The organism is Siccirubricoccus phaeus (genome assembly GCF_008360935.1).
In the GTDB taxonomy this organism is placed as follows: domain Bacteria; phylum Pseudomonadota; class Alphaproteobacteria; order Acetobacterales; family Acetobacteraceae; genus Siccirubricoccus; species Siccirubricoccus phaeus.
On sequence record NZ_SRXO01000025.1, the window covers coordinates 42,432 to 67,670 of the forward strand.

A 25,239-nucleotide genomic window follows, 5' to 3' on the forward strand; every position below is an offset into this window, starting at 1 on the left:
CGAAAACGGAACTCGGGGCCGCGTGTGCAGCCCCGTCCCGATCAGTTGCGCATGCCGTAGGGCGTCGCCTCGATGGGCAGCAGCATGCCGTTGTGGAAGGCCTGCAGCTTGTAGTGCTCGGCCAGCACGGCATCCATGCGTTCCTGGTTGTCGCGGATGAAGGCCGGCCGGTAATCCGCCACCAGCCCGGTATAATTCACCCGGAACATCGCATCCCGCAGCTTGGTGCGGTCATAGGCGCCGGCGAGTTTCAACGCCTCCACGATGATATGCACCGCATCCCAGGCATTGGCCATGGCGGAAGGCTGCTCCAGATCCGCCGTGCTGCGGATGCGGTCCGGGTATTTCGCCTTCATCGCATCGAAAGCCGCCTGGGCTTCCGGCGAGAGCTGGCCGTTCCAGTTGAAGGTGCCGGCCACCATGATGCCGTCCGCCAGCGGCCCGATGGCGCGGGCGAAGGCGGTGGTGACGCCCCAGGCGGAGACGATCTTCGGCTTCCAGCCGATGCGGTCCATGGAGCGCACCATGTTCGCGCTCTCCCGGTCCACCGCCCAGAGGATGATGGTGTCCACGCCGGCGTCGCGCAGCCGGATCATCTGCGCCGACATGTCCTGGTCGCCGATATTGAAGGTCTCCCGTCCGGCCAGCGTCACCCCGGCGCGGCGGGCGGCGGCCTCCACATCCGGCAGCGCGCCCTGGCCCCAGGCGGTGCCCTCATAGACGAAGGCGATCCTGCCGGAGGCGCTGCGCTGCTTCGCCTGGTCCACCAGATAGCCGGTCACCCAGCGATCCTTCATGGAAACGCGGAACATCCACTGGTTCCGGCCATTCTGGTGCTCGATGACGGTGGTGCCGGCGGAGATCGGGCCGATCCAGGGCATGCCCATCTCCTCCAGCGGCTCGCGCAGCGCGATGGCATTGGGGGTGCGGGCGCCGCCGAACATCACCACGCAATTGTCGCGCTCGCCGATGCGCCGCGCATTGTCCACGGCGCGGGCCGGCTCGCCGACATCGTCATAGACCACCAGGCGCAGCGGGCGGCCGAGCACGCCGCCGGCGGCGTTGATCTTCTCCAGCGCGGTCTCCACCGCAATGCGCAGCATGAGGCCCTGATTGGCCAGCGGCCCCGTCACCTCCCAGGAGGCGCCGATGCAGGGTTCCGCGCGCTGCGCCTTGGCGGGCGAGAGGGCGGAGAAGATGGCGGCGAGGGCGAGCAGCCCACCCAACCCGGCGCGGCGGCCGCAATCCCGGACTCTGCGTCCCATCGTCACTCTCCCCATCGGCCCTGCGGCGTGCGGTGACCCGGCCGCTGATGGCACGGGCGCTAGCAAAGCCCATGCCGCCAGAGGATTGCCCGAATCATGGGCGATGGGGAATTATCGCTGTGGAAATGCCAGGATTATGGGCGAAATGCTGCTTCAGGCCGCAGCGGCAGCAGCCGCCGCCGCCGCAGCCGCCGCGGAGGCCGCCGCTTCCTCCTCCACGCCCGGCGCCTGCCGGCCGCGGATGAAATCGGCGGCCTTCTCCGCAATCATCAGTACGGTCGCCAGGGTATTGGCGGAAGGCAGGTTCGGCATGATGGAGGCATCCACCACCCTGAGCCCCTCCATCCCATGCACCAGCAGCCGGTCATCCACCACGGCGCTGGGATCGGTGGCCGGGCCCATGCGGGCGGTGCCGGCCAAATGGAAGGTGGTGCTGCCGGTGCGGCGGGCGAAATCCAGCAGCTCGTCATCGCTCTGCACATCCGGGCCGGGCTGCACCTCCGTCTCCACATGGCGCAGCATTTCCGGCGTGGTCAGCAGCCGGCGCACCAGCCGCATGCCGGCCAGATGGACCTGGCGGTCCGTCTCCGTCGCCAGGTAATTCGGGTTGATCTCCGGGTCCTCGAACACATCGGCGCTGCGGGCGCGCACCCAGCCGCTGCTCTCCGGCCGGTGCTGCCAGGCGCTGCCGGTGACGCCGGGGTAGTCGTCCAGCTCCGTCAGCTTGCCCTCGGCGTAATTGCCGGGGGTGAAGACGCATTGCAGATCCGGCGCGTCCAGCGCCTCGAAGCTCTTCCAGAAGACATGGACATGCGAGGGGCAGATGGCGAGGATGCTGGGCAGGCCGCGGCTCCAGCGCAGCACCTCCCGCCCCAGCCGCAGCCCGCGGGAAAGCTCGTTCAGCGTCGGCAGGCCGGGGCGGATGCGCATGATGATGCGGGAGGCGTAGTGGTCGCGGAAATTCGCGCCGACGCCGGGCAGCGCCCGCACCACTTCCACGCCGAGCGAATCCAGCAGCGGCGCCGGGCCGATGCCGGAGACCTGCAGCAGCCGCGCGGTGTTCACCGTGCCGGCGGAGACGATCACCTCCCGCCGCGCCAGCACCGTGTGCGGCGGTGCGCCGGGCGCGGTGAGGTAGCGCACCCCGGTGGCGCGGCGCCCTTCGAAGAGGATGGCGCTGGCGCGGGCGCCGGTCCGCACTTCCAGATTCCGCCGCGCCATGGCGGGGCGGAGGAAGGCGCGCGCGGCGGAGACGCGCAGGCCGTTGCGGATGGCGCGCTGGTAGTAGCCGACGCCCGCCTGGTCGCCGCTGTTGTAGTCCGGGTTGCGCGGGATGCCGAGGCCGACGCAGCCCTCGATGAAGGCCTCGGAAAGCGGGTGGCGCCAGTCATTCTCGGTGACGGTGATGCCATCCGTCTCGCCGGGCTCCGCCGCCGCATCGGTGATGCGCCGGGCGCTGCGCTGGTAATAGGGCAGGCAATCCTCATAGCCCCAACCGCGATTGCCGCGCTGCGCCCAGTGGTCCAGATCCGCCGGCTGGCCGCGATTGTAGATCATGCCGTTGATGGAGGAGGAGCCGCCGAGCGTCTTGCCCTGCACGGTGCTGATCCGCCGCCCGGCCGTCATCTCGATCGGCTCGGTGCGGAATTGCCAGGTGATGTTCGGGTTGGCGCGGGTCTTGATGAAGCCGGCGGGAATGTGGATCCAGAGGCTGCGGTCGGGCGGGCCGGCTTCCAGGACGCAGACGGTCGCTGTGCCGTCCTCTGTCAACCGGTTGGCGAGAACGGAGCCGGCAGCGCCAGCGCCAATAATCACGTAGTCGAAGCAATCCGCATCGAGAATATTTGCGGTCATCACCTGCTTCCTGTCGTGGCCGTCGGGGAGAGACGAAAAGAACGGATCCGGCAGGCAGCATGTTATCGACCCTGGCGTTTGGTGCGAGCGCCAGCGGCCCTTTGCGCCAGCACGTCGTTGCGAGGCGCGGCTTCTGCTGAGCACGTGATGGAGAGTTATGTCGTCGTGCCTGATGACGTTGCACCAGGCGTGCGAATTCAGGCGGCCTCGGCCGCCGGTACTTTCCGTCCGCGAATGAAATCGGCGGCCTTCTCCGCGATCATCAGCGTGGTGGCGTAGGTGTTGGCGGAGGGCATGCTGGGCATGATGGAGGCGTCCACCACCCGCAGCCCTTGCAGCCCATGCACCAGCAGCCGGTCATCCACCACCGCGCTGGGGTCGCCGGCCGGGCCCATGCGGGCGGTGCCGATCAGGTGGTAGGTGGTGCTGCCGTTCTTCTTCGCGAAATCGAGCAGCTCGTCATCGCTTTGCACCTTGGGACCGGGCAGCGTCTCGGCGTCCAGGAAGCGGGAGAGCTCCGGCGTGTTCAGCATGCGCCGCAGCAGCCGCATGCCGCCGAGATGCACCTGGCGGTCCATCGGGTCGGAGAGATAGTTGGGGTTGATCTCCGGGTCCTCGAACACGTCCGTGCTGCGGGCGCGGACCCAGCCATGGCTTTCCGGCCGGTGCTGCCAGGCGCCGGCGGTGACGCCCGGGTAGTCGTCCAGCACGTAGACCTTGCCCTCGGCGTAGCTGCCCGGGGTGAAGACGCATTGCAGGTCCGGCGCGTCCAGCCCTTCGAAGCTTTTCCAGAAGACATGGACATGGGAGGGGGAGGTGGCGAGGATGCTGGGCTTCTTCCGGCTCCAGCGCCACACCTCCTGCGCCAGGCGCAGCCCGCGGGCGAGCTGGTTCAGCGTGACGACGCCCGGCTTCGCCCGCATGACGAAGCGGGAGGCGTAGTGGTCGCGGAAATTGGCGCCGACGCCGCGCAGCTCATGCCGGACGGGGACGTCGAGGCGGGTGAGCAGATCGGCCGGGCCGATGCCGGAGACCTGCAGCAGCCGCGCCGTGTTCACCGTGCCGGAGGAGAGGATCACCTCCCGCCGTGCCAGCACCGTCTTCGGCGCCGCGCCGCGGGCGTGGAGGTACTGCACGCCGACGGCGCGCTTGCCTTCCAGCAGGATGGCGCTGGCGCGGGCATCGGTGCGGACTTCCAGATTGGGGCGGCGCATCGCCGGATGCAGGAAGGCGCGGGCGGCGGAGATGCGCACGCCGTTGCGGATGGCGCGCTGGAAATAGCCGACGCCGGCCTGGTCGCCGCTGTTGTAGTCCGGGTTGCGCGGGATGCCGAGGCCGACGCAGCCGGCGATGAAGGCCTCCGAGACCTGGTTGATCCAGTCATTGTCGGTGACGGGAATGCCATCCGCCTCCTGCCCGCGCTTCTCCGCGTCGCAGAGGCCCATGCGGTTCTCGCTGCGGCGGTAATAGGGCAGGCAATCGGCATAGCCCCAGCCGCGGTTACCACGCTGCGCCCAATGATCGAGGTCCGCCGGCTGGCCGCGATTGTAGATCATGCCGTTGATCGAGGAGGAGCCGCCGAGGGTGCGGCCCTGCACGGTGCTGATGCGGCGGCCGCCGGTCATGTCCAGCGGCTCCGTCTTGAACTGCCAGGTCACGCCGGGGTCGACCAGCGTCTTGATGAAGCCGGCGGGGATGTGGATCCAGGGGTTGCGGTCCGGCGGCCCGGCTTCCAGCACGCAGACGGTCGCGCTGCCATCCTCCGTCAGCCGGTTGGCGAGGACGGAGCCGGCGGCGCCGGAGCCGATGATGACATAGTCGAAGCTGTCGGCACCGGGGTGGTCGGTGGGCATGCAGGGAATCCTGTCAGCGGAAGGGGTCAGCCGCGGTCCAGCCAGGCGCGGATCTCCGCGCCATGCTCGTCGAGGTCGGGGGCCGGGCGGCGGATGCGGGCGGGCGTGTCGCTGAGGCGGACCGGCGGCGCCAGGGCGCTCTGGCGGCCGCGCTTCGCATCCTCGATCTCCACCACCACGCCGCGGGCCTGCACCTGCGGATGCGCCAGCGCCTCGTCATAGCTCAGCACTTCCTCGGAGGGGATGCCGGCTTCCTCGAATTGCGCCAGCCAATGGGCGCTGTCCTGCTCCGCCAGCTTCGCCTGGATCAGCGGGATCAGCTCCGCATTGTGCTTCACCCGCTGCGCATTGGTGGTGAAGCGCGGGTCTTCGGGCAGCCCGGGCGCGCCGATGATGCCGCAGAGCGCCCGCCAGAATTTGTCCTTGGACGCGCCGAGGGTGATCCAGCCATCGCGCGTCCGGAACACCCGGTAGGGCGAGGAGCCGCGATGGAGCTGCCCCAGCCGCTCCGGCCTGGTGCCCAGGGCGAAGACATGCGCCGCCTCGTAGACGCCGAGCGAGAGCCCGGCTTCCAGCAGCGACTGGTCGATGCGCTGGCCGCGCCCGGTGCGGTGCCGCGCCTGCAGCGCGCCGAGCACGGCGATGGCGGTGTACATGCCGGCCGTGACATCGGTGATGGCGATGGGCAGGCGGTAGGGCTCGCCCTCCGGCGGGCCGTTGCCGGCCATCAGGCCCGACATGCCCTGCGCCATCATGTCCAGCCCGCCATGCGCGGCCCAGGGCCCGGTCTGGCCGAAGCCGGAGACGGAAGCGTAGATCAGCCGCGGGTTGGCCGCCTGCAGCGCCTCCCACCCCAGCCCCAACCGTTCCAGCGTGCCGGGGCGGAAATTCTCCACCAGCACATCGGCGCGCAGCGCGATCTTCCGCACCACCTCCAGATCCTCGGGCTTCTTGAGGTCCAGCGCGATGCTGCGCTTGTTGCGGTTCCACACCGCGAAGGGGGCGCCGCGCCCATCCACGAAGGGCGGCATCCGCCGTGCCTCGTCGCCGCCATCCGGGCGCTCCACCTTGATGACGTCGGCGCCCATGTCGCCCAGCAGCATGGCGCAATAGGGGCCGGAGAGGAAACTCGTCAGGTCGAGCACGACCAGACCATCCAGCGCCATCTCCATCGGTTCGGCTCCCCCCTGCGATCACGCCCCCGGCAGTAAAGCGCCACCCGCCATGGCGGTCGAGAGGGCGTGCGCGCTGCGCAAGTGCTTGACGGGGACCCCGCCGCCAGACTTTCCTCTCAGGCAACAGCGCCGCGCGAGACGGCACTGGCATGGGGAAGCAGTCCGATGGTGGCGCCGCCGCGCCCCCAAACCCTGTCCCATTCCAGCCGAGCTGTCCCCGGCCCCGCCCGGCGTGCCCCTGCGCGCGCCGGCTGGGCCGGGCCAAGAAATCCAACGGAGGACGACAGGAATGCTGACCACTGGGACATCACGCCGCGGCCTCATCGCCGCCGGCGCCGGCCTTGGCCTCGCCGCCAGCCTGCCGGCGCAGCCCCGCGCGCAGGGGCGGGACCCGCTGCGCATCGGCGTGATGACCGACCTCTCCGGCCCCTTCGCCGGCGCCGGCAGCCAGCCGCTGTTCTGGGGCATGGAAACCGCCATCGAGCTGTTCAACGAGCGGGGCGGCGTCGATGGCCGCCTGGTCCAGCCCATCACCGCCGACAGCCAGAGCCGCACCGAGACCGCCATCAACGAGATGGAGCGGCTGCTGGGGCAGGAGCGGGTGGAGATCGTCGCCGGCATCTACTCCTCCGCCCATGCCGTGCCGCTCTCCGGCCGGTTCGAGCAGGCGAAGAAGCTGATGTGGATCACCTCCGCCATCGCCACGGCGGTGCTGAAGGACAAGAATTTCCGCTACGTCTTCCGCCCCACCGTGCATTCGGACCAGTATGGCGAGGGCTCCGTCGCCATGATCCATGAGCACGCCCAGGCGAAGCTCGGCATGGCGCCGGACAAGGTGAAACTGGCCGTCATCTACGAGGACGGGCCCTACGGCACCGGCGTCGCCGCGGCGATCGAGGCGAATGCGAAGCAGCGCAACATGCCGGTGGTGCTGAAGGAGGCCTATTCCGCCTCGGCGCCCGACCTTTCGACCCTGGTGACGAAGCTGCGGCGGGAACGCGCCGATGTCGTCCTGCAGGCCGGCTACAACCCCGACATCACCCTGTTCCTGCGCCAGGCGAAATCCGGCGGGCTGCGCTTCAAGATGCTGATCGGCCATGGCGCCGGCTGGTCGCAGATCGACAAGCTGACCGAGACCTTCGGCCAGGACGTGAACCACCTGTGCAACGTGGACCCGGCGGCGGCGCAGATGCTGGACTGGTCCAAGCTGCAGCCGGGCGTCGGCGACCTGGCCCAGGCCTTCGTCGCCAAGTATTCCGAGAAGCGCCAGGTGCGCGACCTGCCGACCCATGCCTCCATGGGCTTCAACAACATGTGGATCTTCCTGCAGAACGTGCTGTCGCCGGCGGTGAAGAAGACCGGCGGGCTGACGGCGGAGGCGCTGCGGGAGGCGGCGCTGGCGGTGGACATCCCGGTGGGCGGCACCATCCAGGGCTATGGGGTGAAATTCGAGCCGCCGGAATCCGCCATGGCCGGGCAGAATGCCCGCAGCATCGCGGTGGTGATGCAGTTCGACAATGGCCGGTCCCGGGTGATCTGGCCGAGCAGCATCGGCCAGCCGCCGGTGCTGCCGCTGCCGGCCGGCCATGCCTATGCGGCACGCTGAGCGTGGCGCTGCTTGAGGTCGCGGGGCTGACGAAGCGATTCGGCGGCTTCACCGCGGTGGACGGCGTCTCCTTCTCCGTGGCGGAGGGGGAGATATTGGGGCTGCTCGGGCCGAATGGCTCGGGCAAGTCCACCACCTTCAATTGCATCGCCGGCATGCTGCGCCCGACATCGGGCTCGGTGAAGCTGGCGGGGGAGGAGATTGCGGGACTGACGGCGGATGCCACCTGCCGGCGCGGCATCGGCCGCACCTTCCAGATTCCGCGGCCGTTCCGCGGGCTGTCGCTGCTGGAGAACGCGGCGCTGGCGGCGCATTACGGCGCCGGCGGGCATATCGGGCGGGAGGAGGCGTGGCGCCGGGCGCGGGATGCGCTGCGGCTGGCGCAATTGCCGGAGGACCCGGACGCCACCACGCAGGGGCTGGGCGCCGCCGGGCTGAAGAAGCTGGAGCTGGCGCGGGCGCTGGCGACGCAGCCGAAGCTGCTGCTGGCGGATGAATCCCTCGGCGGGCTGGATGCCGGGGAGATGCGCCAGGCGGCGCAGATGCTGAAGCGCATCCGCGACGAGCGCGGCATCACCATCGTCTGGGTGGAGCACATCATGGGCGTGCTGCTTTCCGTGGTGGACCGCGTGGTGGTGCTGGATCATGGCGCGGTGATCTTCCAGGGCACGCCGCAGGACGCGCAGGAGGATGCCAAGGTGGCGGAAGTCTATCTCGGCCCGCCCGAGGCGCGCGCCGCATGAGCGCGAACAACATGGCGCGCGCCGCATGAGCGCCGCCTTGCAACACGCCCCCGGGCCGTCGCTGGAGCTGACGAACATCCAGGCCGGCTATGGCGATTTCCAGGCGCTGTTCGGCGTCTCGCTGCGCGTGGAACCGGGCGAGGCGGTGGGCGTGGTCGGCCCCAACGGCGCGGGGAAGACGACGCTGCTCCGCGTCATCTCCGGCCTGCTGCGGCCGCGCGCCGGCACGCTGCGCTTCGGCGGGCAGGACCTGGCGCAGCTGCCGGCGCATGCGCTGCCGGCGCTCGGCATCGCCCATGTGCCGGAGAATCGCCGCCTCTTCCCGCATCTGACGGTGGAGGAGAACCTCAAGGTCGGCGCCTTCTCCAAGGCGGCGCGGGCGCATTTCGAGCAGCGGCGGGACCATGTCTACGCGCTCTTCCCCCGTATGCAGCAGCGCCGCCACCAGCTCGCCGGCACGATGAGCGGCGGCGAGCAGCAGATGTGCGCCATCGGCCGCGCTTTGATGTCCGGCCCGAAGATCCTGCTGCTGGACGAGCCCTCCGCCGGCCTGGCGCCGCTGGTGGTGCAGCAGGTCTTCGCCCTGGTGAAGCGCATCCGCGAGGAGGGCCTCACCGTCCTGATCGTGGAGCAGAACGTGGCGCAGGTGCTGCGGGTGGTGGACCGTGCCTATGTGCTGGAAACCGGCCGCGTCGCGGCGGAGGGCCGCGCCGCCGACCTGGCCGCGGACTCCGCCATCCGCCGTTCCTATCTGGGAGGACATTGAATTGGATCTCCTCGATCCCTTCTTCCTCGAGGCGCTGGTGAACGGCATCCTGCTCGGCGGCGTCTTCGCCTTGCCGGCGCTCGGCCTCAACCTCGTCTTCGGCGTCGTCGACGTGGTCTGGCTCTGCTATGCGGAGCTGGTGATGGTCGGCATGTATGCCGTCTGGTTCCTCTATACCCAGGCGGGCTGGCCCTTGTGGCTCGCCTTCGCGGCCTGCCTGCCGCTGGTCTCGCTGCTGGGGCTGCTGCTGCACCTGCTGGTGGTAAAGCCGCTGCTGAACCAGCCGCCGATCAACCAGGTGCTGGCGACCGGCGGGGTGCTCTTCGTGCTGCAGGGCGCCGCGACGCTGGCCTTCCGGACGGATTTCCGCAGCCTCGGCGTGGACATGCCGCCGATGGAGGTGGGCGAGGTCTTCGTCAGCGGCACCAAGCTGGCGGCGTTCTGCGCCGCGCTGCTCGGCGCCGGCGTGCTCTGGGCCTTCCTGAAATTCACCTATGTCGGCGTCGCCATCCGCGCCATCGCGCGGGATAGGGAGGTGATGCCGCTGATGGGGGTGGACCCGCAGCGCATCTACCTCATCGCCTCGGCGGTGGGCGGGGCGCTGGCGGGGCTGGCGGCCTGCCTGCTGGTGGTGCAGCTCGACGTGCACCCCTTCGTCGGCCTCTCCTTCGGACCGATCACCTTCATGATCTGCGTCATGGGCGGGCTCGGCAACATGCTGGGCGGCTTCCTCGCCGCCTTCCTCATGGGGCTCATCATCTCGATCGGCGGCTTCTGGGGGAATACCGAGTATTCCTACGTCATCGCCTTCCTCTTCTTCATCCTCACCATCTTCGCCCGGCCGAGGGGGCTGTTCGCCAGATGAATCTCCCCCTGTTGCCGATCCTCCTCCTGGTGGCGCTGGCCGGCGTGCCGCTGCTCTCGCCGCCCGACTACTTCATGCACCTGCTGATCACCGCCGTGCTGACGGCGGTGATGGGCACGGGCTGGGCGATGATGGGGCGCTTCGGCCTCGTCTCCTTCGGCCATGGCGCCTTCCTTGGCGCCAGCGCCTACACCATGGCGCTGCTGTGGAACGAGCTGGGGATCACCCCCTGGCTCGGCATCCCGGTGGGCGTGCTGGTCGCCGTGCTGCTGGGCGCGCTGCTGGGCTACCCCTGCTTCCGGCTGCGCGTGGTGGGGCACTACTTCGCGCTGGTGACGCTGGCGGCGGGCGAGATCGTCCGCATCCTCGTCACCGCGCTGCGCGAGCATACCGGCGGCTCGCTCGGCATGACGCCGAACCAGGCGCCGCCGGGCGGCGGCTTCCTCGCCATGCAATTCGGCAAGGCGGGGTTCTGGTGGGTGGCGCTGGGGGCCTGGGCGCTGGCGCTGCTGGTCTGGTGGCTGCTGGACCGCTCCATGACCTCCAAGGCCCTGGCGGCGATCGCGGAGGATGAGGATGCGGCGGCCTCCATCGGCATCCAGGTGGCGCGAGAGAAGCTGAAGATCACCGTCATCTCCGTCGCCTTCGCCGCGCTGGCGGGGGCGCTGCTAGCGCAGTACCGGATGTATCTGAATCCGGAATCGCTCTCCGGCCTCGGCGTCTCGCTGCAGATCGTCTTCGGCGCCATCGCCGGCGGGATGTACGCGCCCTTCGGGCCGAGCATCGGCGCGCTGATCACCATCGGGCTGGAGGAGGCGCTGCGCTTCGGCTTCGGCACGGAACTCACCGGGGCGGCGCCGCTGGTCTATGGCGTGCTGCTGGTGCTGTTCATGCTGTTCCTGCCACGGGGGATCGCCGGGCTGCTGGAGAAGCGGGCGCCGACGAGGAAGCCGGCGGCGCCGGCGGTGCAATTGGCGGAGTAGGTCGGGGCTCCGCCGCGGACCCCGGCAGGGGGCTCTGCCCCCTGCACCCCCGCCGGGGCCAGGACCTGGCCCCGGACCCCGGTCCGAATTTCGGACCCGACGGTTCAACCTGCCGACTCACACCGGGATCCGGGGAGGGGGTTGCCGGCAACCCCGGCGGGCCCCTGCTGGGGCGGGGGAGGTGTCGTTCTTTCCAATTGACGTGGGAAAAACTCCCACACATCCTGTCCACGCCCCGCCACCGTGGATTCCGCCGCCGACATGTCCCATTCCGCCATCCTCCACCCCTTCCCACCGCGCGGCCTGGCGCCTGAGGCCCTCGCCGGGCCGCGGCAGCGGATTCTGGTGGCAGTGGCCGAGGCAGGGCTGGGGGGCCGGCTGGTGCGGCTGCTGCACCAGGCCGGCCTGCCGGCGCGGCAATTGTCGCCGCAGGACCCGGCCCTGCCGGCCGAGGCCGCCGCCAGCGCCCTGGTGCTGCTCGGCGCCCAGGGGCTGTCGGGGGGCGGCATGGCGCTGCTGGCGATGCTCCGCCGCGCCTCCGAAGTCCCGGTCATCCTGCTGGCGGCGCAGCCGGCGGAGGCGGAATTCGTGCTTGCCCTGGAAGCCGGCGCCGATGACTGCGTCCTGGCCGAAACCAGGCCACGGGAGCTGGTGGCCCGCATCCGCGCCTTGCTGCGTCGCGCCGCCCGCCCCGGCGCCATCCCCCCGGCCGAGGCGCTGGTGGTGGGCGATGTCCGGCTCAGCCTGCGCCTGCGGGAGGCTTGGCGGAGTGGCCGGCCGCTCGGCCTTACCACCGCGGAATTCGACCTGCTGGCCTGTTTCCTCCGCTCCCCCGGCACGCCCCTGCCGCGGGCCATGCTGGCCCAGGCCGCGCTGGGCGTGCCGCCGGGCGGGGCGGGGCTGCGCAACCTGGACAATCTGGTGAGCAAGCTGCGGCGCAAGCTGGGGCCGGGCGACGCCATCCGCACCCTGCGCAACACCGGCTACCTTTACGCCGCCGACTGAGGCGGGATCGCGGGGCTGGCTCGCGCCGCCCGGGAAAGGGCCTCGGGGGGCCGGCGCGCAGGCGGACCGGCCCGCGCCAGCCCTGGAGCCGCGGCCCCGGCGGCACCCGAAAGCCCAGGTCCCGAAGCGGGAGGCCGGGGCGCGCGCCCCGGAACACGGCGCGCAGCGCAACGCCTGCCGCGGAATGGTTTCACCGGCACGCACCTTATGCCCTGCGCCGGACCATGCTAGAGCCGCCAGGGCAAGGACCGGGGGGCGCGGCGGCATTGGAGCGCAAGACCGTCTTCAGAGGCGTGGCACTGCCATTGCTGCTGCTGGCGCCGCAATTGGCGATCACCCTGGTCTTCTTCTTCTGGCCCGCCGGCCAGGCGGTGTGGTCCGCCTTCCTCCGCCAGGACGCCTTCGGCATCCGCACCATGTTCGTCGGCTTCGAGAATTTCTCGGACCTGCTGGCCGACCCGCTCTATCTGGAGACGGCGCAGAACACGCTGGTCTTCTCCGCCTCCGTCGCGCTGCTCTCGCTCGCGCTCGCCATGCTGCTGGCGGTGCTGGCGGACCGGCAGATCCGCGGCGCCGCCGTGTACCGCACCTTGCTGATCTGGCCCTACGCCATCGCCCCCGCGGTCGCCGCCGTGCTGTGGATCTTCCTCTTCCACCCGCAGGTCGGGCTGCTCGGCCGGGCGCTGAACGAGGCGGGCCTGCCCTGGGACTACCGCCTGAACGGCGGCCAGGCGATGCTGATGGTCATCCTCGCCGCCGCCTGGAAGCAGGTCTCCTACAATTTCATCTTCTTCCTGGCCGGGCTGCAGAGCATCCCGAAATCCGTGCTGGAGGCGGCGGCGATCGACGGCGCCCGGCCGATGCGGCGCTTCTGGACCATCGTCTTCCCGCTGCTCTCGCCCACCACCTTCTTCCTGCTGGTGGTGAACCTGGTCTACGCCTTCTTCGAGACCTTCGGCGTCATCGACGCGCTGACCAAGGGCGGCCCCGCGAAATCCACCGAGACGCTGATCTACCGCGCCTATATCGACGGCAGGGTCAATCTCGACCTCGGCGCCTCCTCGGCGCAATCGGTGATCCTGATGCTGGTGGTCATCGGCCTGACCGTGATCCAATTCCGCTTCATCGAACGCCGTGTCCACTACTGACATGCAGTCGCCCCTTGGGGCGCCCCGCGCCCCCTGGCTGACGCATGCGATCCTGATCGCCGGCGTCATCCTGTTCGCCTTCCCGATCTGGATCGTGCTGGTCGGCTCCACCCATGATGCGGCGACGATCGGCCGCGGCGAGGTGCCGCTGCTGCCGGGCGGGCATGGCTGGGAGAACTATCTCACCGCCCTCGGCCGCGGCTCCAGCGTGCTGGCCGGGCTCGGCGTCGGGCCCATGCTGGTCAACAGCCTGGTCATGGCGCTGGCGGTCGCCATCGGCAAGATCGTCATCTCCTTCGCCTCCGCCTATGCCGTGGTGTTCTTCCGCTTTCCCGGGCGGATGCTGGCCTTCTGGGCCATCTTCATCACCCTGATGCTGCCGGTGGAGGTCCGCATCTTCCCCACCTTCAAGGTGGTCTCCGACCTCGGCCTGGTGAACACCTATGCCGGCCTCATCGTCCCGCTCATCGCCTCCGCCACCGCCACGCTGCTGTTCCGGCAATTCTTCCTCACCATCCCGGACGAGTTCGTGGAGGCGGCCAAGATGGACGGCGCCGGGCCGCTGCGCTTCCTGTGGGACGTGGTGCTGCCGCTATCGCGCACCAACATGGCGGCGCTCTTCGTCATCCTCTTCGTCTATGGCTGGAACCAGTATCTCTGGCCGCTGCTAGTCACCACCTCGGCCGAGGTCGAGACCGTCGTCATCGGCATGGTCAAGATGATCGGCGGCGAGGCGAATACCGAGTGGAACATCGTCATGGCGACCTGCGTGCTCTCGCTGCTGCCGCCGGTCGCGGTCGTGGTGCTGATGCAGCGCTGGTTCGTCAAGGGGCTGACGGAGACGGAGAAATAATGGCCACCTTGGAAGTCTCCGGCCTGCGGAAAGCCTTCGGCGCCACGCGGGTGCTGCATGGCGTCGATCTCACCGTGGCAGATGGCGAGATGATCGTCATCGTCGGCGCCTCGGGCTGCGGCAAATCCACCCTGCTGCGGCTGGTCGCCGGCCTCGAAACCCCGACCGAGGGGCGCATCCTGATCGACGGCCGCGATGTCACCGGGCTCGAACCCTCCGAGCGCGACATCGCCATGGTGTTCCAGAATTACGCCCTCTACCCGCATATGTCCGTGGCGCAGAACATGGGCTATGGCCTGCGCATCCGCGGCCTGCCGCGCGTCGAGATCGCCCGGCGCGTGGATGAGGCGGCGAAGCTGCTCGGCATCGAGGCGCTGCTGGACCGCCGGCCGCGCCAGCTTTCCGGCGGCCAGCGCCAGCGCGTGGCGATGGGCCGCGCCATCGTCCGCGAGCCGAAGCTGTTCCTGTTCGACGAACCGCTCTCCAACCTCGACGCCAAGCTGCGCGTGCAGATGCGCGCCGAGATCCGCCGGCTGCAGCAGCGCCTCGGCGTCACCAGCCTATTCGTCACCCATGACCAGGTGGAGGCGATGACCCTCGGCGACCGGCTGGTGGTGATGCATCAGGGCCATGCGGCGCAGGTGGCGACGCCGATGGAGGTCTGGGCGAAGCCGGCCGATACCTATGTGGCGGGCTTCATCGGCAGCCCCGCGATGAATTTCCTGGAGGCGACGCTGGCGGAGAACGGCGCCGCCGCCGCGCTGCGCGCCGGCCCGGTGCTGCGCTTCGCCGACGGCCCGCGCCCGGGGGAGGCGGGCATGCCCCTCATCCTCGGCATCCGGCCGGAACATGTGCAGCCGGCCGCCGAGGGAATGCCGCTGGCCATCGAGCTGGTGGAACCCCTCGGCTCAGAAACCGTGCTGCATGGCAGCCTGGCGGATGGCGAGGCGCTGGTGGTGAAGCTCGCCGGCCCGGCGCCGGGCGGCGCCACCCTGCCCGTGGCCCTGCCGCCGGCCGCGCTGCACGTCTTCCGCCAGACGGATGGGGCGCGGCTGGACCCCGGTTGACCCCGCTGCCCTGCCGGACCAAGGTGCGGCCAAGTCCCGGGAGAGATTGATGTTTCGTCGTAATGTGCTGGCTGCCGGCCTGGGTGCCGGGGCCGCTGCCTTGGTGCATCCCGCCTTTGCCGACCCCGCCTGGCCGACCCAGCCCGTACGGCTGGTGGTGCCTTTCTCCGCCGGCGGCCCCACCGACATCCCGGCCCGGCTCTTCGCCGACGAGCTTTCCAAATTCCTCCCTCAGCGCATCGTGGTGGAGAACCGCACCGGCGCCGGCGTGGTGGTCGGCAGCGAGATGGTGGCGAAGGGGCCGAAGGACGGCAACACGCTGCTCTACAACACCATCGCGCATTCCGTGCTGCGGCCGCTCTTCCCCCGGCTGAGCTTCGACCCGATCGCGGATTTCCAGCCCGTGGTGCTGGTCGGCGTGATCCCGATGGTCATCACGGTGAACAAGGATTTCCCGGTCCGCACGCTGCAGGACCTCGCGGCGCTGCTGAAGAAGGAGCCGGGCAAGTACGACTACGCCTCCTCCGGCAATGGCGGGGCGCTGCACCTGGCCTCCGAGCTGTTCCTGCGCGCCGCCGGGGCGCGGGCCAACCACGTGCCCTATCGCGGCACGGCGGCGGCCATGCCGGATGTGCTGAATGGCGCCATCCCCATCATCATCGACGTGGCGACGACGGCACTGCCTTACGTGCAGCGCGGCGAGACCCGCGCCCTGGCGGTGATGTCCAGCAAGCGCATCGCCAGCATCCCGGACGTGCCGACGACGGCGGAGGCTGGCTTCCCCGGCCTCGAGGCTTACACCTGGCACATGGTGCTGGCGCCGGCAGGCACGCCGATGCCGGTGGTGCAGGAGATCAATGCCGGCTTCAACCGCGTCGCCGCCATGCCTTCGGTGCAGCAGAAGCTGGCCGACCTCGCCATGGAGCTGCGCAGCGACACCACGCCGGAGAGCGCGGCGGCATTCCTGCGCAGCGAGGCGGCGAAGTGGGAAGGCATCATCCGCGATGCCGGCATCAAGGTGGATTGAGCGTTCACGGCTGACGCATCCGTGAGTTCGGTCCAGGATCTGGCGTGACATAGAGCACAGTCGCGGACCGTTGCTCCTCGGCACCCTCCGCCCGCCCTGTGCCGGGTCCTGCACCCGGCCAGGCGCCAGGGAGGGAGAGCGACATGGAAGGACGCCACGGCATGCTGCCGCGGGGGCTCGAGGAAGCCATCCGCCGGCAGGAGGAATTCGGCCGCTTCGGGCAGATGTTCCCGCAGCTTCCGCCGCTCGAGGTGCCTGACGACGCGTTGCGGCAGCTCGCCGCCACCATGCTGGATGACGGGACCTCCGGCGACAACCTGAACGTCCCGGCCGGCTACACCTATCTCGGCCAGTTCATCGACCACGACATCACCCTCGACACCTCGGCGCTGGGCGAGGCGCTGAACGATCCGCGCGGCCTGATCAATTTCCGCACGCCGCGGCTCGACCTGGACTGCGTCTATGGCGGCGGCCCGGGCGCCATGCCGCAGCTCTATGACAGGCGGGACGGGCGCAAGCTGCTGATCGGCCGCTGCGTGGCCGGCGGCGGCGGCGATCCGGGCGTGAAGGCCGGGCTGCCCAATGATCTGCCGCGGACGCGCGAAGGCCTCGCGGTGATCGGCGACCCGCGCAATGACGAGAACCTGCTGGTCGCGCAGACCCATCTCGCCATGCTGAAATTCCACAACAAGGTGGTCGATCACCTGGATGCCGAGGGCCAGGTCCCGGCCGGCCAGCGCTTCGAGGCCGCGCGCCGCCTGGTGCGCTGGCACTACCAGCACATCGTGCTGTTCGACTTCCTCGACCGGCTGATCGACATGAACGAGCTGCAGGACGTGCTGACCGGCGGTCGCAAATTCTACTGCTTCGAGAAGCAGAGCGAGTATGCCGAGCCCTATATGCCGGTGGAATTCTCCGTCGCCGCCTATCGCCTCGGCCACTCGATGGTGCGGGAGGCGTACAGCCACAACCGGGCCTTCAACCAGGATGCCGGGCCGGCCACCTTCGGCTTCCTGTTCAACTTCACCGGCAAGTCGGGCGGCATCGTCGGCGATCTGGCGCCGGACCCCGCCGACCAGGCCGCCATCCTGGCGCTGCAGCAGGCCCTGCGGCTGCCGGGGCTGCAAATTCCCGGCGGGCCGCAGATCCCGCCCCTCTTCTCCGCCACCCTGCCGGGCGACTGGGCGATCGACTGGCACCGCTTCTACGAACTCGGCCAGCCGAAGAAGGCGCCTGCCGGGGCGAAGAAGGCGGATGGCACGCCTTCCACCGAGAACCACTTTCACCTGAACCATGCACGGCTGCTGGACCCCTATCTGGTGCCGGCGCTGCACAAGCTGCCGCACGAGGCGAAGCTGTTCGACAGCCTCGCCTTCCTCAACCTGAAGCGCGGCGTGAAGATGCAATTGCCGAGCGGCCAGGCGGTGGCGGAGGCCATGGACATCGCCGCGCTGCGGCCGGCGGAGATCGCCGAGAGCGGCAGGGATGGCGCCATGGCGGCGAAGCTCGGCCTGCATGAGACGACGCCGCTCTGGTACTACATCCTGAAGGAGGCGCAGCTCCGCGGGAATGGCGGCAACCGGCTGGGCCCGGTGGGCAGCCGCATCCTGGCGGAGGTCTTCGTCGGGCTGCTGGAGGGGGATGCGGAAAGCTTCCTGAAACAGGATCGCAACTGGAAGCCGACCCTGCCCGCGGCCAATAAGGGCAGCTTCACCATGCCGGATCTGCTGCGCTTCGTCGGGGATCTCGACCCGATCAACGAGGCGGGGAGCTTCTGATGGAGATGGGGGCTTCGCCCCCTGTATCAGTCGGCGGGTTCCGCCGTCGGGTCTGGAACTCAGACCGGGGTCCGGGGGGGTGGTCCACCCCCCGGCGGGGTCCAGGGGCAGAGCCCCTGGTGGGGGCGGGGGCCAAGCCCCCATTCTTTCCTGGCCTACCCGCGCGCCCCCAGCCGCCCCTGCAGTGCTGCCACCGCCGCTTCCGCCGGCGCCACCGTCACCAGGCGGCCGCCCTGCCATTGCAGCAGGCTCGGCCGCGCCCTTTGGTTCTGCCCCTTCTCGTCGAATCGCGCGCCCCAGCCGCTGGGGGTGCTGCCCTCGGCGATGTCGCTGGAGAGCAGCGCCGTCCGCAGCCGGTCCTTGTCCAGGCTGCCGGCGCGCTGCATCGCCTCGAAGGCGATCCGCGCCCCGGCGAAATTCGCCAGGGAATGGCCGGAGCGCGGCTCGCTGCCATAGCGCCGCTGATACAGCTCGGCGAAGGCGGCAGCGCCGGGCGCGGCGCGCTCATTCACCGCGAATTGGGTGAAGTCCACATTCATCGTGCCCTCGAATTCCGGGCCGATGGCGCGGGCCGTCTCCGTCAGGCTGTAGCCGGCGCCGCCGCCGATGACCATGCGCGGCCGCCACGCCGCCTCCCGCAACGCCCGGTAGAACAGCAATATGTCGTTCTGATAGCCGCTATGCAGCACCACCTCGGCGCCGAGGCCGCGCAGCCGCTGCACCAGCCCGCCCATATCGGCGCCGCGCAGCGGGTAGGCCATGCGCTCCAGCAGCTTCAGGCCGCGCGCCTTCGCCTGCGCCTCCTGCGCCGTGCCGAGGCTCTGCCCGTAGAGTCCGTCCTCATGCAGGATGGCGAGCTTCAGCCCCTCCGGCGGCGCGCCCAGCAGCGGGCAGAGCGCATCGGGGATGGCGTTCACCCCCTCCCGCGCGAAATCCGCGGCGCGCGGGCAGGTGCGGAAGACGAAGCGGAAGCCGCGCTCGGTGATGGCATCGGCGATGGCGCCCAATTCGAAATAGGGCATGCCGGCCAGCTCGCTCGCCTGGGTGGCGGCGAAGCTGAGGGCGGAGGCGAAAGTGCCGAGAATGGCGCTGACGCGGGCTTCCGTCGCCAGGCGCCGCACCTCCGCCATGGCCTGGGGCTGCTCCTGCGCATCGCCCTTCGCCAGGCGGATCGGCCGCCCGAGCAGCCCGCCCGCCGCGTTGCGCTCCTCCGCCGCCAACTCCAGCCCGCGGAAGCTTTCATCGCCCAGCAAGGCGAGCGGGCCGGTGACGGGGTAGAGCGCGCCGAGGCGCAGCTCATTGGCGGGCGGCGGCGCCTGCTGCGCGGCAGCGCCCCCGGCCGCAAGGGCGGCGAGGCTGCCCAGCAGCGGGCGGCGGGCGATGCCGGTCATGGCGCGGTTCCGAAGGGCGGGCGCGCGGATACTCTCCGGCCCGGCTGCTCGTGGCAACCCCCGCCGCCGCTCTTCTGCCGCTGCGCTTGACGACGGCCCGTGCCGCGCCGATTGGTGGAGCGCCCCAGGGGGCGGATAACAGGGAGACGCCGGAATGCCGAACCTGCCAGACAGCATGCGCTTCATCGACCATGGCAAGGGCGGCGGGCCGGAGGCGATGGTGGTGGCCGCCGCGCCGCTGCCGCAGCCGCGCGCGGATGAGGTGCTGATCCGGGTGATGGCCGTCGGCGTGAACCGCCCGGATGTCGCGCAGCGCAAGGGCGAATACCCGCCGCCGCCCGGCGCCAGCCCGGTGCTCGGCCTGGAATGCGCCGGGGAGGTGGTGGCCGCGGGCCCGGAGGCCGGGCCGTGGCAGCCCGGCGACAAGGTCTGCGCCCTGACCAATGGCGGCGCCTATGCGGAATACTGCTTGGCGCCGGCGGCGCAATGCCTGCCCTGGCCGAAGGGCTACGACGCGCTGCGGGCCGCGGCGCTGCCGGAGACCTTCTTCACCGTCTGGGCGAATCTCTTCGGCCATGGGCGGCTGGCGAAGGGTGAGACGGTCCTGGTGCATGGCGGCACCTCCGGCATCGGCGTCACCGCCATCCAACTTGCGAAGGCGTTCGGCGCGACGGTGATCGCGACCGCCGGCAGCGCGGAGAAATGCGCGGCGATGACGGCGCTCGGCGCCGATCATGCGGTGAATTACCGGGAACAGGATTTCGTCGCGGCGGTGAAGGACGCCACCGGCGGCAAGCTGGCCGATGTCGTGCTGGACATGGTGGGCGCCGAGTATTTCAACCGCAATTTGCGCTGCCTGCGGATGGATGGGCGCCTCGTCATCATCGCCTTCCTCGGCGGGTTCGAGGTGGATAAGGCCGATCTGCGCCCGGTGATGGTGCGGCGGCTGACGGTGACTGGCAGCACCATGCGGCCGCGCACCACGGCGCAGAAGGGCGAGATCGCCGCTTCGCTGCGCGAGAAGGTGTGGCCGCTGCTGGAGGCGGGGCGCTGCGCCCCGCCGATCTTCAAGGTGTTCCCGCTGGCGGACGCGGCGGCGGCGCATGCGCTGATGGAGAGCAGCCAGCATATCGGCAAGATCATGCTACAGGTCGCCGATTGATGTCCCGGCGCCGCGGCCCTTCGGCGCGCTGCCCCGAGCTGCGTGGCCCGGAACCGCGTGGCCCGGAACCGCATGGCCCGGAACCGCATTGCCCTGGGCAGCGCCGGCTTTGGCCACCCGCCCTGGTCGCCGGTGGCCGGCCGACTCCGCGCGGCCCGGGACCGGGATCTGCAGGGGGCAGGGCCGCCGCTTGAGCGCACCACCGCTGCGGCTGCGCGAGGGGCTGGGCTACCTCGCCATATCGGTCGTGCTGTTCGGCGGCATCTGGCCGGTCACCAAATCGGCGCTGGCGCATGCCTCGCCGCTGTGGTTCGCCTTCAACCGCGCGGCGATGGCGGCGCTGGTCGCGGGGCTGCTGCTGGCGCTGCGGCGGCGCGTCGCCTGGCCGGTGCGGCGGGACTGGCCGACGGTGCTGACCATCGGGCTGCTGCAATTGGGCGGCTTCTTCGCCATGTCGCACCTGGCGCTGGACTACATCCCGGCCGGGCGCACCGCGATCCTCGCCAGCGTCACCATCTTCTGGCTCATCCCGCTTTCCGTCTGGGTGCTGGGGGAACGGGTCGCGGCGCTGCAATGGGCGGCGGTGGCGGCGGGGCTGGCCGGGGTGGTGGTGCTGATGCAGCCCTGGACCATCTCCGCCGGCACGCTGGCGCTGCTGCCGGGCTATGCCATGCTGCTGGTGGCGAGCCTGTTCTGGTCCATCGCCATATTGGTCACGCGGCGCTTCCCGCCGGCGCATTCGGCGATGGAATTGCTGCCCTGGTGCTTCGCCCTGGCGGCGCTGTTCCTGCTGCCGCTGGCGCTGTGGCGGGAGCCTTCGGGGGGCATCGGCGTGGCGGCCTGGCCGCAGGCGGTGTTCGTGGGGGCGGTGGCGGCGCCGCTCGGCACCTGGGCAACGATCGAGACGGGAAGGCAGCTTTCGGGCACCATGGCTTCGGTGGGGTTCCTGCTGGTGCCGACGCTGGGGGTGACGCTCTCCACGCTTTGGCTGGGAGAGCCGCTGGGCTGGGATTTGCTGCTGGGCGGCGGGCTGATCGCGGCGAGCGTGGTGCTGGCGGCGCTGGGCGCGGCTTCTGGACGGGCGGCGGTGAGGCCGGCGGGACGGTAAGGCCGGCGGCCGCCGGGGCTGGCGGGACCGCCGCCGGCGGCGACAAGGGCATGGCCACGGCCCTGCCCCAACCGAGGCAATGGATCGGGGCCATGGACATGCTGAACGCGGTGGAGATGGGCGAGGGCCCGCCGGTGGCGATCCTGCACGGGCTGTTCGGCAGTGCGCAGAATTGGGGCGCCATCCAGAAGGCGCTGGCGCCGCGGCATCGGGTACTGGCGGTGGATCTGCCGAATCACGGCGCCTCGCCGCACAGCCCGGATATGAGCTACCCGGCCATGGCGGCGGCGGTGGCGGAGAGGCTGAGGGAGCCGATGGCGCTGCTCGGCCATTCCATGGGCGGCAAGGTGGCGATGGCGCTGGCGCTGGCGCAGCCGGAGAGGGTGACGCGGCTGGTGGTGGCGGATATGGCGCCCGTCACCTATCCGCCTTCCGCCATGCGCGGCTATGTGGCGGCGATGCAGGCGGTGGAATTGCGGCCGGGGCTGACGCGCCGCGAGGCCGATGCCGCCCTGGCCCCGGCCGTGGACTCCCCGGCGGAGCGGGGCTTCCTGCTGCAGAATCTCCGCTTTGGCGAGGGCGCGCCGGCCTGGCGCCTGGGGCTGGAGGAGATCGCCGCGGCGATGCCGGTGCTCGAGAGCTTTCCGGATTTCGACGCGCCCTATAAAGGCCCGGTGCTGGTGGTGAGTGGCGAGCGGTCCGGCTATGTCCGCCCGGCCAGTCACGCCGCCTTCCGCGCCTTGTTCCCGCACGTGGAATTCGCCGTGGTGCCCGATGCCGGCCATTGGCTGCACGCCGAAAACCCGAAGGCGTTCCTCGGCCTCATCGAGCCGTTCCTGGCCGGCTGAGCGGCTGCTGCAAGCCACGGGTCAGGACTCGGACCGGGGTCTGGGGACCGGTCCGGTCCCCGGCGGAGGTGCAGGGTCGCGGGCACTGCCCGCGACGGGCCTCCTGCCTGGGTTCAGGGGCGGAGCCCCTGTCGTCACCCGACTCCGAGCAGCTCCACCTCGAACAGCAAGGTCGCGTTCGGCGGAATCACCCCGCCCGCCCCGCGCGCCCCGTAGCCCAGTTCCGGCGGAATGATGAGGGTGCGCTCGCCCCCCACCTTCATCCCTGCTACCCCCTGATCCCAGCCCGCAATCACATGGCCGGCGCCGAGCAGGAACACGAAAGGCTCGTCCCGGTCGCGGGAGCTGTCGAATTTCCGGCCCTTGTTCTCCGGCGCCGCGGCGTCGAACAGCCAGCCGGTGTAGTGGACTTCCACATTCTGGCCGGGCAGGGCTTCCGCGCCGGTGCCGAGTTTGCGGTCGATCATGCCGAAGCCCTCCTCGGAGCATTGTCGGGCCAGGCGGCGACTCGCCGGCGGTGCCGGCGTGACCCCGTTCTGACGGTGGGCGGAGGGTGTAGCCGGTTCAGCCCAGCTCCACCATCGTCACTTCCGGCGGCATGCCGAATCGCACGGGCATGATGGAATTGCCGATGCCGCCGGAGACCACCAGATGGCGGTCTCCCTCCTGAATCGCGCCATAGGCGAAGCGGTTCCCGAAGCGGCTGGGGACGATGGGCGACCAGCCGAAGGCCCGCACTTGGCCGCCATGGGTGTGGCCCGAAAGGGTGACGGCGACGCGGGAGGGAACGCGGGGAAAGATGTCCGGCTCATGCGCCAGCAGGATCACCGGCGCCGCGTCCGTCACCTGGGCCAGGGTGCCGGGCAGGTCGTCCGTGCCGTGCCAGGTGCCGCGGCGGCCATAGGCCCATTGGCTGCCGAGGCCGGCGACCCAGACCTTCTGCCCGCCATGCTCCACCGCCCGCACCTCATTGTGCAGGATGGGCAGGCCGGCCCCGGCGAAATCCGCCATGATGGAATGCGGCAGGGGGGCACGCTTGGCCTGGGTCTCCGCATCCTCCCACCAATCATGGTTGCCGAGGATGGCATGCACCCCGAAGGGGGCGCGGAGGCCGGCCAGCACATCGGCGACCTGGCGCATGCTGGGGCGCTGGGTGACGAAGCGGTGGTCCGCCAGATAGTCGCCCAGCAGCACCACCATGTCCGGCTTCTGGGCATTGGTCAGCGCCACGGCGCGGGCCAGGCGGGCCAGGGGGGTGTGGGGGCCGCCGCAATGCGGGTCCGCGATCAGGGCGATGGAGAGTTTCCGGCCGGTGGGCCAGCCGGGCGGGGTCAGGCGGTGGCGCACCACCTTGAGGCGCAGCCCCGGCTCCCAGGCCGCGGCATAGCCGGCCAGGCTGGTGCCGCCGATGCCGAGGCTCGCCGCCCAGCGCAGCAGGCGGCGACGGCGCAGGCCGCGCGGCCGGGTTTCCGGCGGCGCGGCGCGGCTTTGCGTTGAATCGTCCAGGGGCGCGAAAGCCGCCCAATCACCATCCATGCCGAACCCCGAAGCCTCCGCGCAACCTGTCCTGCCCCTGTTCCGAACCCGTCACCCCCCGCGACCCTTGCCGCGCGGGCCAGCGACCCTCTGGGGGCCGGTGGCCTGCGGTCCCGCACAGCGCCGGGACCCCTCGGCGGCAGGGCGTTGGTCCGCCCCCCAGGAGGGTGGCCGCCCGCCATGCGGCCGGAAGCGCCTTGCCCCGGCGGGGCTGGCAGAGGCCATCCCGGCCAGCCCGCCTGCCCCGGGGGGCGGCGGGCCTGCCTGCCGGCGCATGACCCCGCCGGCGCGGCCCCATGGCACGCCGCGCCAGGGCGGCGGTGGCGGGGCCGGCGCCGAATGGGCGACGGCGATGAGCGGTTCCCCCTTTATGGCCCAGACCTGGCTGACGGAAAATGAATCGCCGCCGGGCCCCGGCGCCGCCGGCTTACGGCGCGCGGGGCGCTACGTCCAGCCTTGTATGTGCGGCATGTGCAGCAGGGTAGCGGCCGTTCCGGACTCCGCCTTCATTGCGGCCTGCCTTCATTGCGGCTTGAAGGTGCTGCGCTTCGCCGCATCCGCGGCGCGCCAGAGATACCAGGCGGCGATGCTGCGCCAGGGCGACCAGGCGGCGCCGATCTCGGCTAATTCCTTGGGCTTGGGCTGGGTTTCCAGCCCGGCGGCGACGCGCCAGCCCTCGCGCACGCCGAAATCATCCACCGGCAGCACATCCGGCCGGCCGAGGGTGAAGATCAGCAGCATCTCCACCGTCCAGCGGCCGACGCCGCGGATGGCGACCAGGCGTTCGATCAGGGTCTCGTCGGAGAGGCGGGCGGCGCCCTCCCGCGTCGGCACCAGCCCGCCGACGGCCTTTTCCGCGATGTCGCGGATGGCGGCGACCTTGGACTGGGAGAAGCCGCAGCCGCGCATCGCTTCCACCGGCAGGGCCAGCACCCATTCCGGCGGCGGGAAAAAGGGGCCGGGATGCAGGGCGAGGAAGCGGCCGAGGATCGCCTCCGCCGCCCGGCCATGCACCTGCTGATGGGCGATGGCGCGGACCAGCGCCTCATAGGGTTCGCGCTCGGTCACCGAGAGGGTGCAGGGGCCGATCTGCCTGACGACCCGCTTCAGCACCGGGTCGCGCTTCAGGGCGCGCTCCGCCTTGGCCCAGCCGGCGGAGGCAGCGGCCGGCGGAGCCCCGGTAGCGACGATCTCGACCATGCCTGT

General features: G+C 70.6%; 22 protein-coding genes. 14 read left to right on the forward strand and 8 right to left on the reverse strand.

All coding sequences use genetic code 11. The features are described 5' to 3' along the window. Window positions 1–41: 41 nt before the first annotated feature. The 4 genes from E5N76_RS25055 to E5N76_RS25070 form a co-directional block, all read right to left on the reverse strand. Window positions 42–1,265: an ABC transporter substrate-binding protein gene (locus E5N76_RS25055; RefSeq protein WP_187830388.1), complete on the reverse strand. Its 1,224-nt coding sequence runs from the start codon at window positions 1,263–1,265 to the stop codon at window positions 42–44. A 153-nt stretch (window positions 1,266–1,418) separates the two neighbouring features. Further along, window positions 1,419–3,119 carry a GMC family oxidoreductase gene (locus E5N76_RS25060; protein WP_149540317.1) on the reverse strand — a complete coding sequence of 567 codons (1,701 nt, stop codon included), beginning with the start codon at window positions 3,117–3,119 and terminating at the stop codon, window positions 1,419–1,421. 197 nt (window positions 3,120–3,316) lie between these two features. Further along, window positions 3,317–4,972 (reverse strand): GMC family oxidoreductase, encoded by a 1,656-nt coding sequence (locus E5N76_RS25065; RefSeq protein WP_149540319.1) that lies wholly within the window; start codon window positions 4,970–4,972, stop codon window positions 3,317–3,319. Window positions 4,973–4,998: 26 nt separating this feature from the next. Then, the gene (locus tag E5N76_RS25070) at window positions 4,999–6,144 is read right to left on the reverse strand and encodes a CaiB/BaiF CoA transferase family protein (protein WP_149540321.1); all 1,146 of its coding nucleotides are present in this window, start codon (window positions 6,142–6,144) and stop codon (window positions 4,999–5,001) included. Between the two features lie 292 nt (window positions 6,145–6,436). Between E5N76_RS25070 and E5N76_RS25075 the strand changes: the two genes are divergently transcribed. The 11 genes from E5N76_RS25075 (at window position 6,437) to E5N76_RS25125 (ending at window position 17,988) form a co-directional block, all read left to right on the forward strand. Next, complete coding sequence (locus E5N76_RS25075; protein WP_149540323.1) at window positions 6,437–7,753, forward strand: ABC transporter substrate-binding protein; 1,317 nt, start codon at window positions 6,437–6,439, stop codon at window positions 7,751–7,753. 2 nt (window positions 7,754–7,755) lie between these two features. Further along, entirely contained in the window at window positions 7,756–8,496 is a 741-nt protein-coding gene (locus tag E5N76_RS25080; protein WP_235907872.1) for an ABC transporter ATP-binding protein, read from the forward strand. A gap of 25 nt (window positions 8,497–8,521) precedes the next feature. After that, window positions 8,522–9,262 (forward strand): ABC transporter ATP-binding protein, encoded by a 741-nt coding sequence (locus tag E5N76_RS25085; RefSeq protein WP_149540325.1) that lies wholly within the window; start codon window positions 8,522–8,524, stop codon window positions 9,260–9,262. 1 nt (window position 9,263) lies between these two features. Then, window positions 9,264–10,127: a branched-chain amino acid ABC transporter permease gene (locus E5N76_RS25090; RefSeq protein WP_235907873.1), complete on the forward strand. Its 864-nt coding sequence runs from the start codon at window positions 9,264–9,266 to the stop codon at window positions 10,125–10,127. Between the two features lie 11 nt (window positions 10,128–10,138). Continuing rightward, complete coding sequence (locus E5N76_RS25095) at window positions 10,139–11,110, forward strand: branched-chain amino acid ABC transporter permease (protein ID WP_235907874.1); 972 nt, start codon at window positions 10,139–10,141, stop codon at window positions 11,108–11,110. Window positions 11,111–11,371: 261 nt separating this feature from the next. Next, window positions 11,372–12,115, forward strand: a complete 744-nt coding sequence (locus tag E5N76_RS25100) for a response regulator transcription factor (RefSeq protein WP_149540331.1) — start codon at window positions 11,372–11,374, stop codon at window positions 12,113–12,115. A 224-nt stretch (window positions 12,116–12,339) separates the two neighbouring features. After that, a complete protein-coding gene (gene ugpA, locus E5N76_RS25105) occupies window positions 12,340–13,263 on the forward strand; it encodes a sn-glycerol-3-phosphate ABC transporter permease UgpA (protein ID WP_187830389.1) in 924 nt (307 codons plus the stop codon). Between the two features lies 1 nt (window position 13,264). Beyond that, window positions 13,265–14,116, forward strand: a complete 852-nt coding sequence (gene ugpE / locus E5N76_RS25110; RefSeq protein ID WP_149540335.1) for a sn-glycerol-3-phosphate ABC transporter permease UgpE — start codon at window positions 13,265–13,267, stop codon at window positions 14,114–14,116. After that, on the forward strand, window positions 14,116–15,183 hold the full coding sequence (locus E5N76_RS25115) for an ABC transporter ATP-binding protein (RefSeq protein ID WP_149540337.1): 1,068 nt from the start codon (window positions 14,116–14,118) through the stop codon (window positions 15,181–15,183). Before ugpE ends, E5N76_RS25115 begins: the two co-directional genes overlap by 1 nt. A 49-nt stretch (window positions 15,184–15,232) precedes the next feature. Continuing rightward, window positions 15,233–16,210: a Bug family tripartite tricarboxylate transporter substrate binding protein gene (locus E5N76_RS25120; protein WP_149540339.1), complete on the forward strand. Its 978-nt coding sequence runs from the start codon at window positions 15,233–15,235 to the stop codon at window positions 16,208–16,210. A 143-nt stretch (window positions 16,211–16,353) separates the two neighbouring features. Continuing rightward, a complete protein-coding gene (locus E5N76_RS25125; RefSeq protein WP_149540341.1) occupies window positions 16,354–17,988 on the forward strand; it encodes a peroxidase family protein in 1,635 nt (544 codons plus the stop codon). A gap of 155 nt (window positions 17,989–18,143) precedes the next feature. Here E5N76_RS25125 and E5N76_RS25130 read toward each other — a convergent pair whose 3' ends face one another. Continuing rightward, window positions 18,144–19,379, reverse strand: coding sequence for an ABC transporter substrate-binding protein (locus tag E5N76_RS25130; protein WP_149540343.1), 1,236 nt, complete (start codon window positions 19,377–19,379; stop codon window positions 18,144–18,146). A gap of 154 nt (window positions 19,380–19,533) precedes the next feature. On the opposite strand from E5N76_RS25130, the gene E5N76_RS25135 reads away from it, so the two are divergent. From E5N76_RS25135 to E5N76_RS25145, 3 genes are all read left to right on the forward strand, one after another. Next, complete coding sequence (locus E5N76_RS25135; protein ID WP_149540345.1) at window positions 19,534–20,541, forward strand: NAD(P)H-quinone oxidoreductase; 1,008 nt, start codon at window positions 19,534–19,536, stop codon at window positions 20,539–20,541. A gap of 190 nt (window positions 20,542–20,731) precedes the next feature. Next, entirely contained in the window at window positions 20,732–21,649 is a 918-nt protein-coding gene (locus tag E5N76_RS25140) for a DMT family transporter (protein WP_235907875.1), read from the forward strand. A 92-nt stretch (window positions 21,650–21,741) separates the two neighbouring features. After that, a complete protein-coding gene (locus E5N76_RS25145; RefSeq protein ID WP_235907876.1) occupies window positions 21,742–22,497 on the forward strand; it encodes an alpha/beta fold hydrolase in 756 nt (251 codons plus the stop codon). A gap of 134 nt (window positions 22,498–22,631) precedes the next feature. On the opposite strand, the gene E5N76_RS25150 is transcribed toward E5N76_RS25145, so the two are convergent. From E5N76_RS25150 to E5N76_RS25160, 3 genes are all read right to left on the reverse strand, one after another. After that, window positions 22,632–22,964, reverse strand: a complete 333-nt coding sequence (locus tag E5N76_RS25150) for an FKBP-type peptidyl-prolyl cis-trans isomerase (protein ID WP_149540347.1) — start codon at window positions 22,962–22,964, stop codon at window positions 22,632–22,634. 97 nt (window positions 22,965–23,061) lie between these two features. After that, the gene (locus E5N76_RS25155) at window positions 23,062–24,033 is read right to left on the reverse strand and encodes a metallophosphoesterase (protein WP_149540349.1); all 972 of its coding nucleotides are present in this window, start codon (window positions 24,031–24,033) and stop codon (window positions 23,062–23,064) included. 522 nt (window positions 24,034–24,555) lie between these two features. Further along, window positions 24,556–25,233: a DNA-3-methyladenine glycosylase family protein gene (locus E5N76_RS25160; RefSeq protein WP_149540351.1), complete on the reverse strand. Its 678-nt coding sequence runs from the start codon at window positions 25,231–25,233 to the stop codon at window positions 24,556–24,558. Window positions 25,234–25,239: the final 6 nt, after the last annotated feature.

What these genes read in the sequence shown, in the direction of transcription:
- E5N76_RS25055 (WP_187830388.1), bottom strand. Translation starts at nt 1,265, where the DNA reads ATGGGACGCAGAGTCCGGGATTGCGGCCGCCGCGCCGGGTTGGGTGGG.
- E5N76_RS25060 (WP_149540317.1), bottom strand. Translation starts at nt 3,119, where the DNA reads ATGACCGCAAATATTCTCGATGCGGATTGCTTCGACTACGTGATTATT.
- E5N76_RS25065 (WP_149540319.1), bottom strand. Translation starts at nt 4,972, where the DNA reads ATGCCCACCGACCACCCCGGTGCCGACAGCTTCGACTATGTCATCATC.
- E5N76_RS25070 (WP_149540321.1), bottom strand. Translation starts at nt 6,144, where the DNA reads ATGGAGATGGCGCTGGATGGTCTGGTCGTGCTCGACCTGACGAGTTTC.
- E5N76_RS25075 (WP_149540323.1), top strand. Translation starts at nt 6,437, where the DNA reads ATGCTGACCACTGGGACATCACGCCGCGGCCTCATCGCCGCCGGCGCC.
- E5N76_RS25085 (WP_149540325.1), top strand. Translation starts at nt 8,522, where the DNA reads ATGAGCGCCGCCTTGCAACACGCCCCCGGGCCGTCGCTGGAGCTGACG.
- E5N76_RS25100 (WP_149540331.1), top strand. Translation starts at nt 11,372, where the DNA reads ATGTCCCATTCCGCCATCCTCCACCCCTTCCCACCGCGCGGCCTGGCG.
- ugpA (WP_187830389.1), top strand. Translation starts at nt 12,340, where the DNA reads ATGCTAGAGCCGCCAGGGCAAGGACCGGGGGGCGCGGCGGCATTGGAG.
- ugpE (WP_149540335.1), top strand. Translation starts at nt 13,265, where the DNA reads ATGCAGTCGCCCCTTGGGGCGCCCCGCGCCCCCTGGCTGACGCATGCG.
- E5N76_RS25115 (WP_149540337.1), top strand. Translation starts at nt 14,116, where the DNA reads ATGGCCACCTTGGAAGTCTCCGGCCTGCGGAAAGCCTTCGGCGCCACG.
- E5N76_RS25120 (WP_149540339.1), top strand. Translation starts at nt 15,233, where the DNA reads ATGTTTCGTCGTAATGTGCTGGCTGCCGGCCTGGGTGCCGGGGCCGCT.
- E5N76_RS25125 (WP_149540341.1), top strand. Translation starts at nt 16,354, where the DNA reads ATGGAAGGACGCCACGGCATGCTGCCGCGGGGGCTCGAGGAAGCCATC.
- E5N76_RS25130 (WP_149540343.1), bottom strand. Translation starts at nt 19,379, where the DNA reads ATGACCGGCATCGCCCGCCGCCCGCTGCTGGGCAGCCTCGCCGCCCTT.
- E5N76_RS25135 (WP_149540345.1), top strand. Translation starts at nt 19,534, where the DNA reads ATGCCGAACCTGCCAGACAGCATGCGCTTCATCGACCATGGCAAGGGC.
- E5N76_RS25145 (WP_235907876.1), top strand. Translation starts at nt 21,742, where the DNA reads ATGGACATGCTGAACGCGGTGGAGATGGGCGAGGGCCCGCCGGTGGCG.
- E5N76_RS25150 (WP_149540347.1), bottom strand. Translation starts at nt 22,964, where the DNA reads ATGATCGACCGCAAACTCGGCACCGGCGCGGAAGCCCTGCCCGGCCAG.
- E5N76_RS25155 (WP_149540349.1), bottom strand. Translation starts at nt 24,033, where the DNA reads ATGGATGGTGATTGGGCGGCTTTCGCGCCCCTGGACGATTCAACGCAA.
- E5N76_RS25160 (WP_149540351.1), bottom strand. Translation starts at nt 25,233, where the DNA reads ATGGTCGAGATCGTCGCTACCGGGGCTCCGCCGGCCGCTGCCTCCGCC.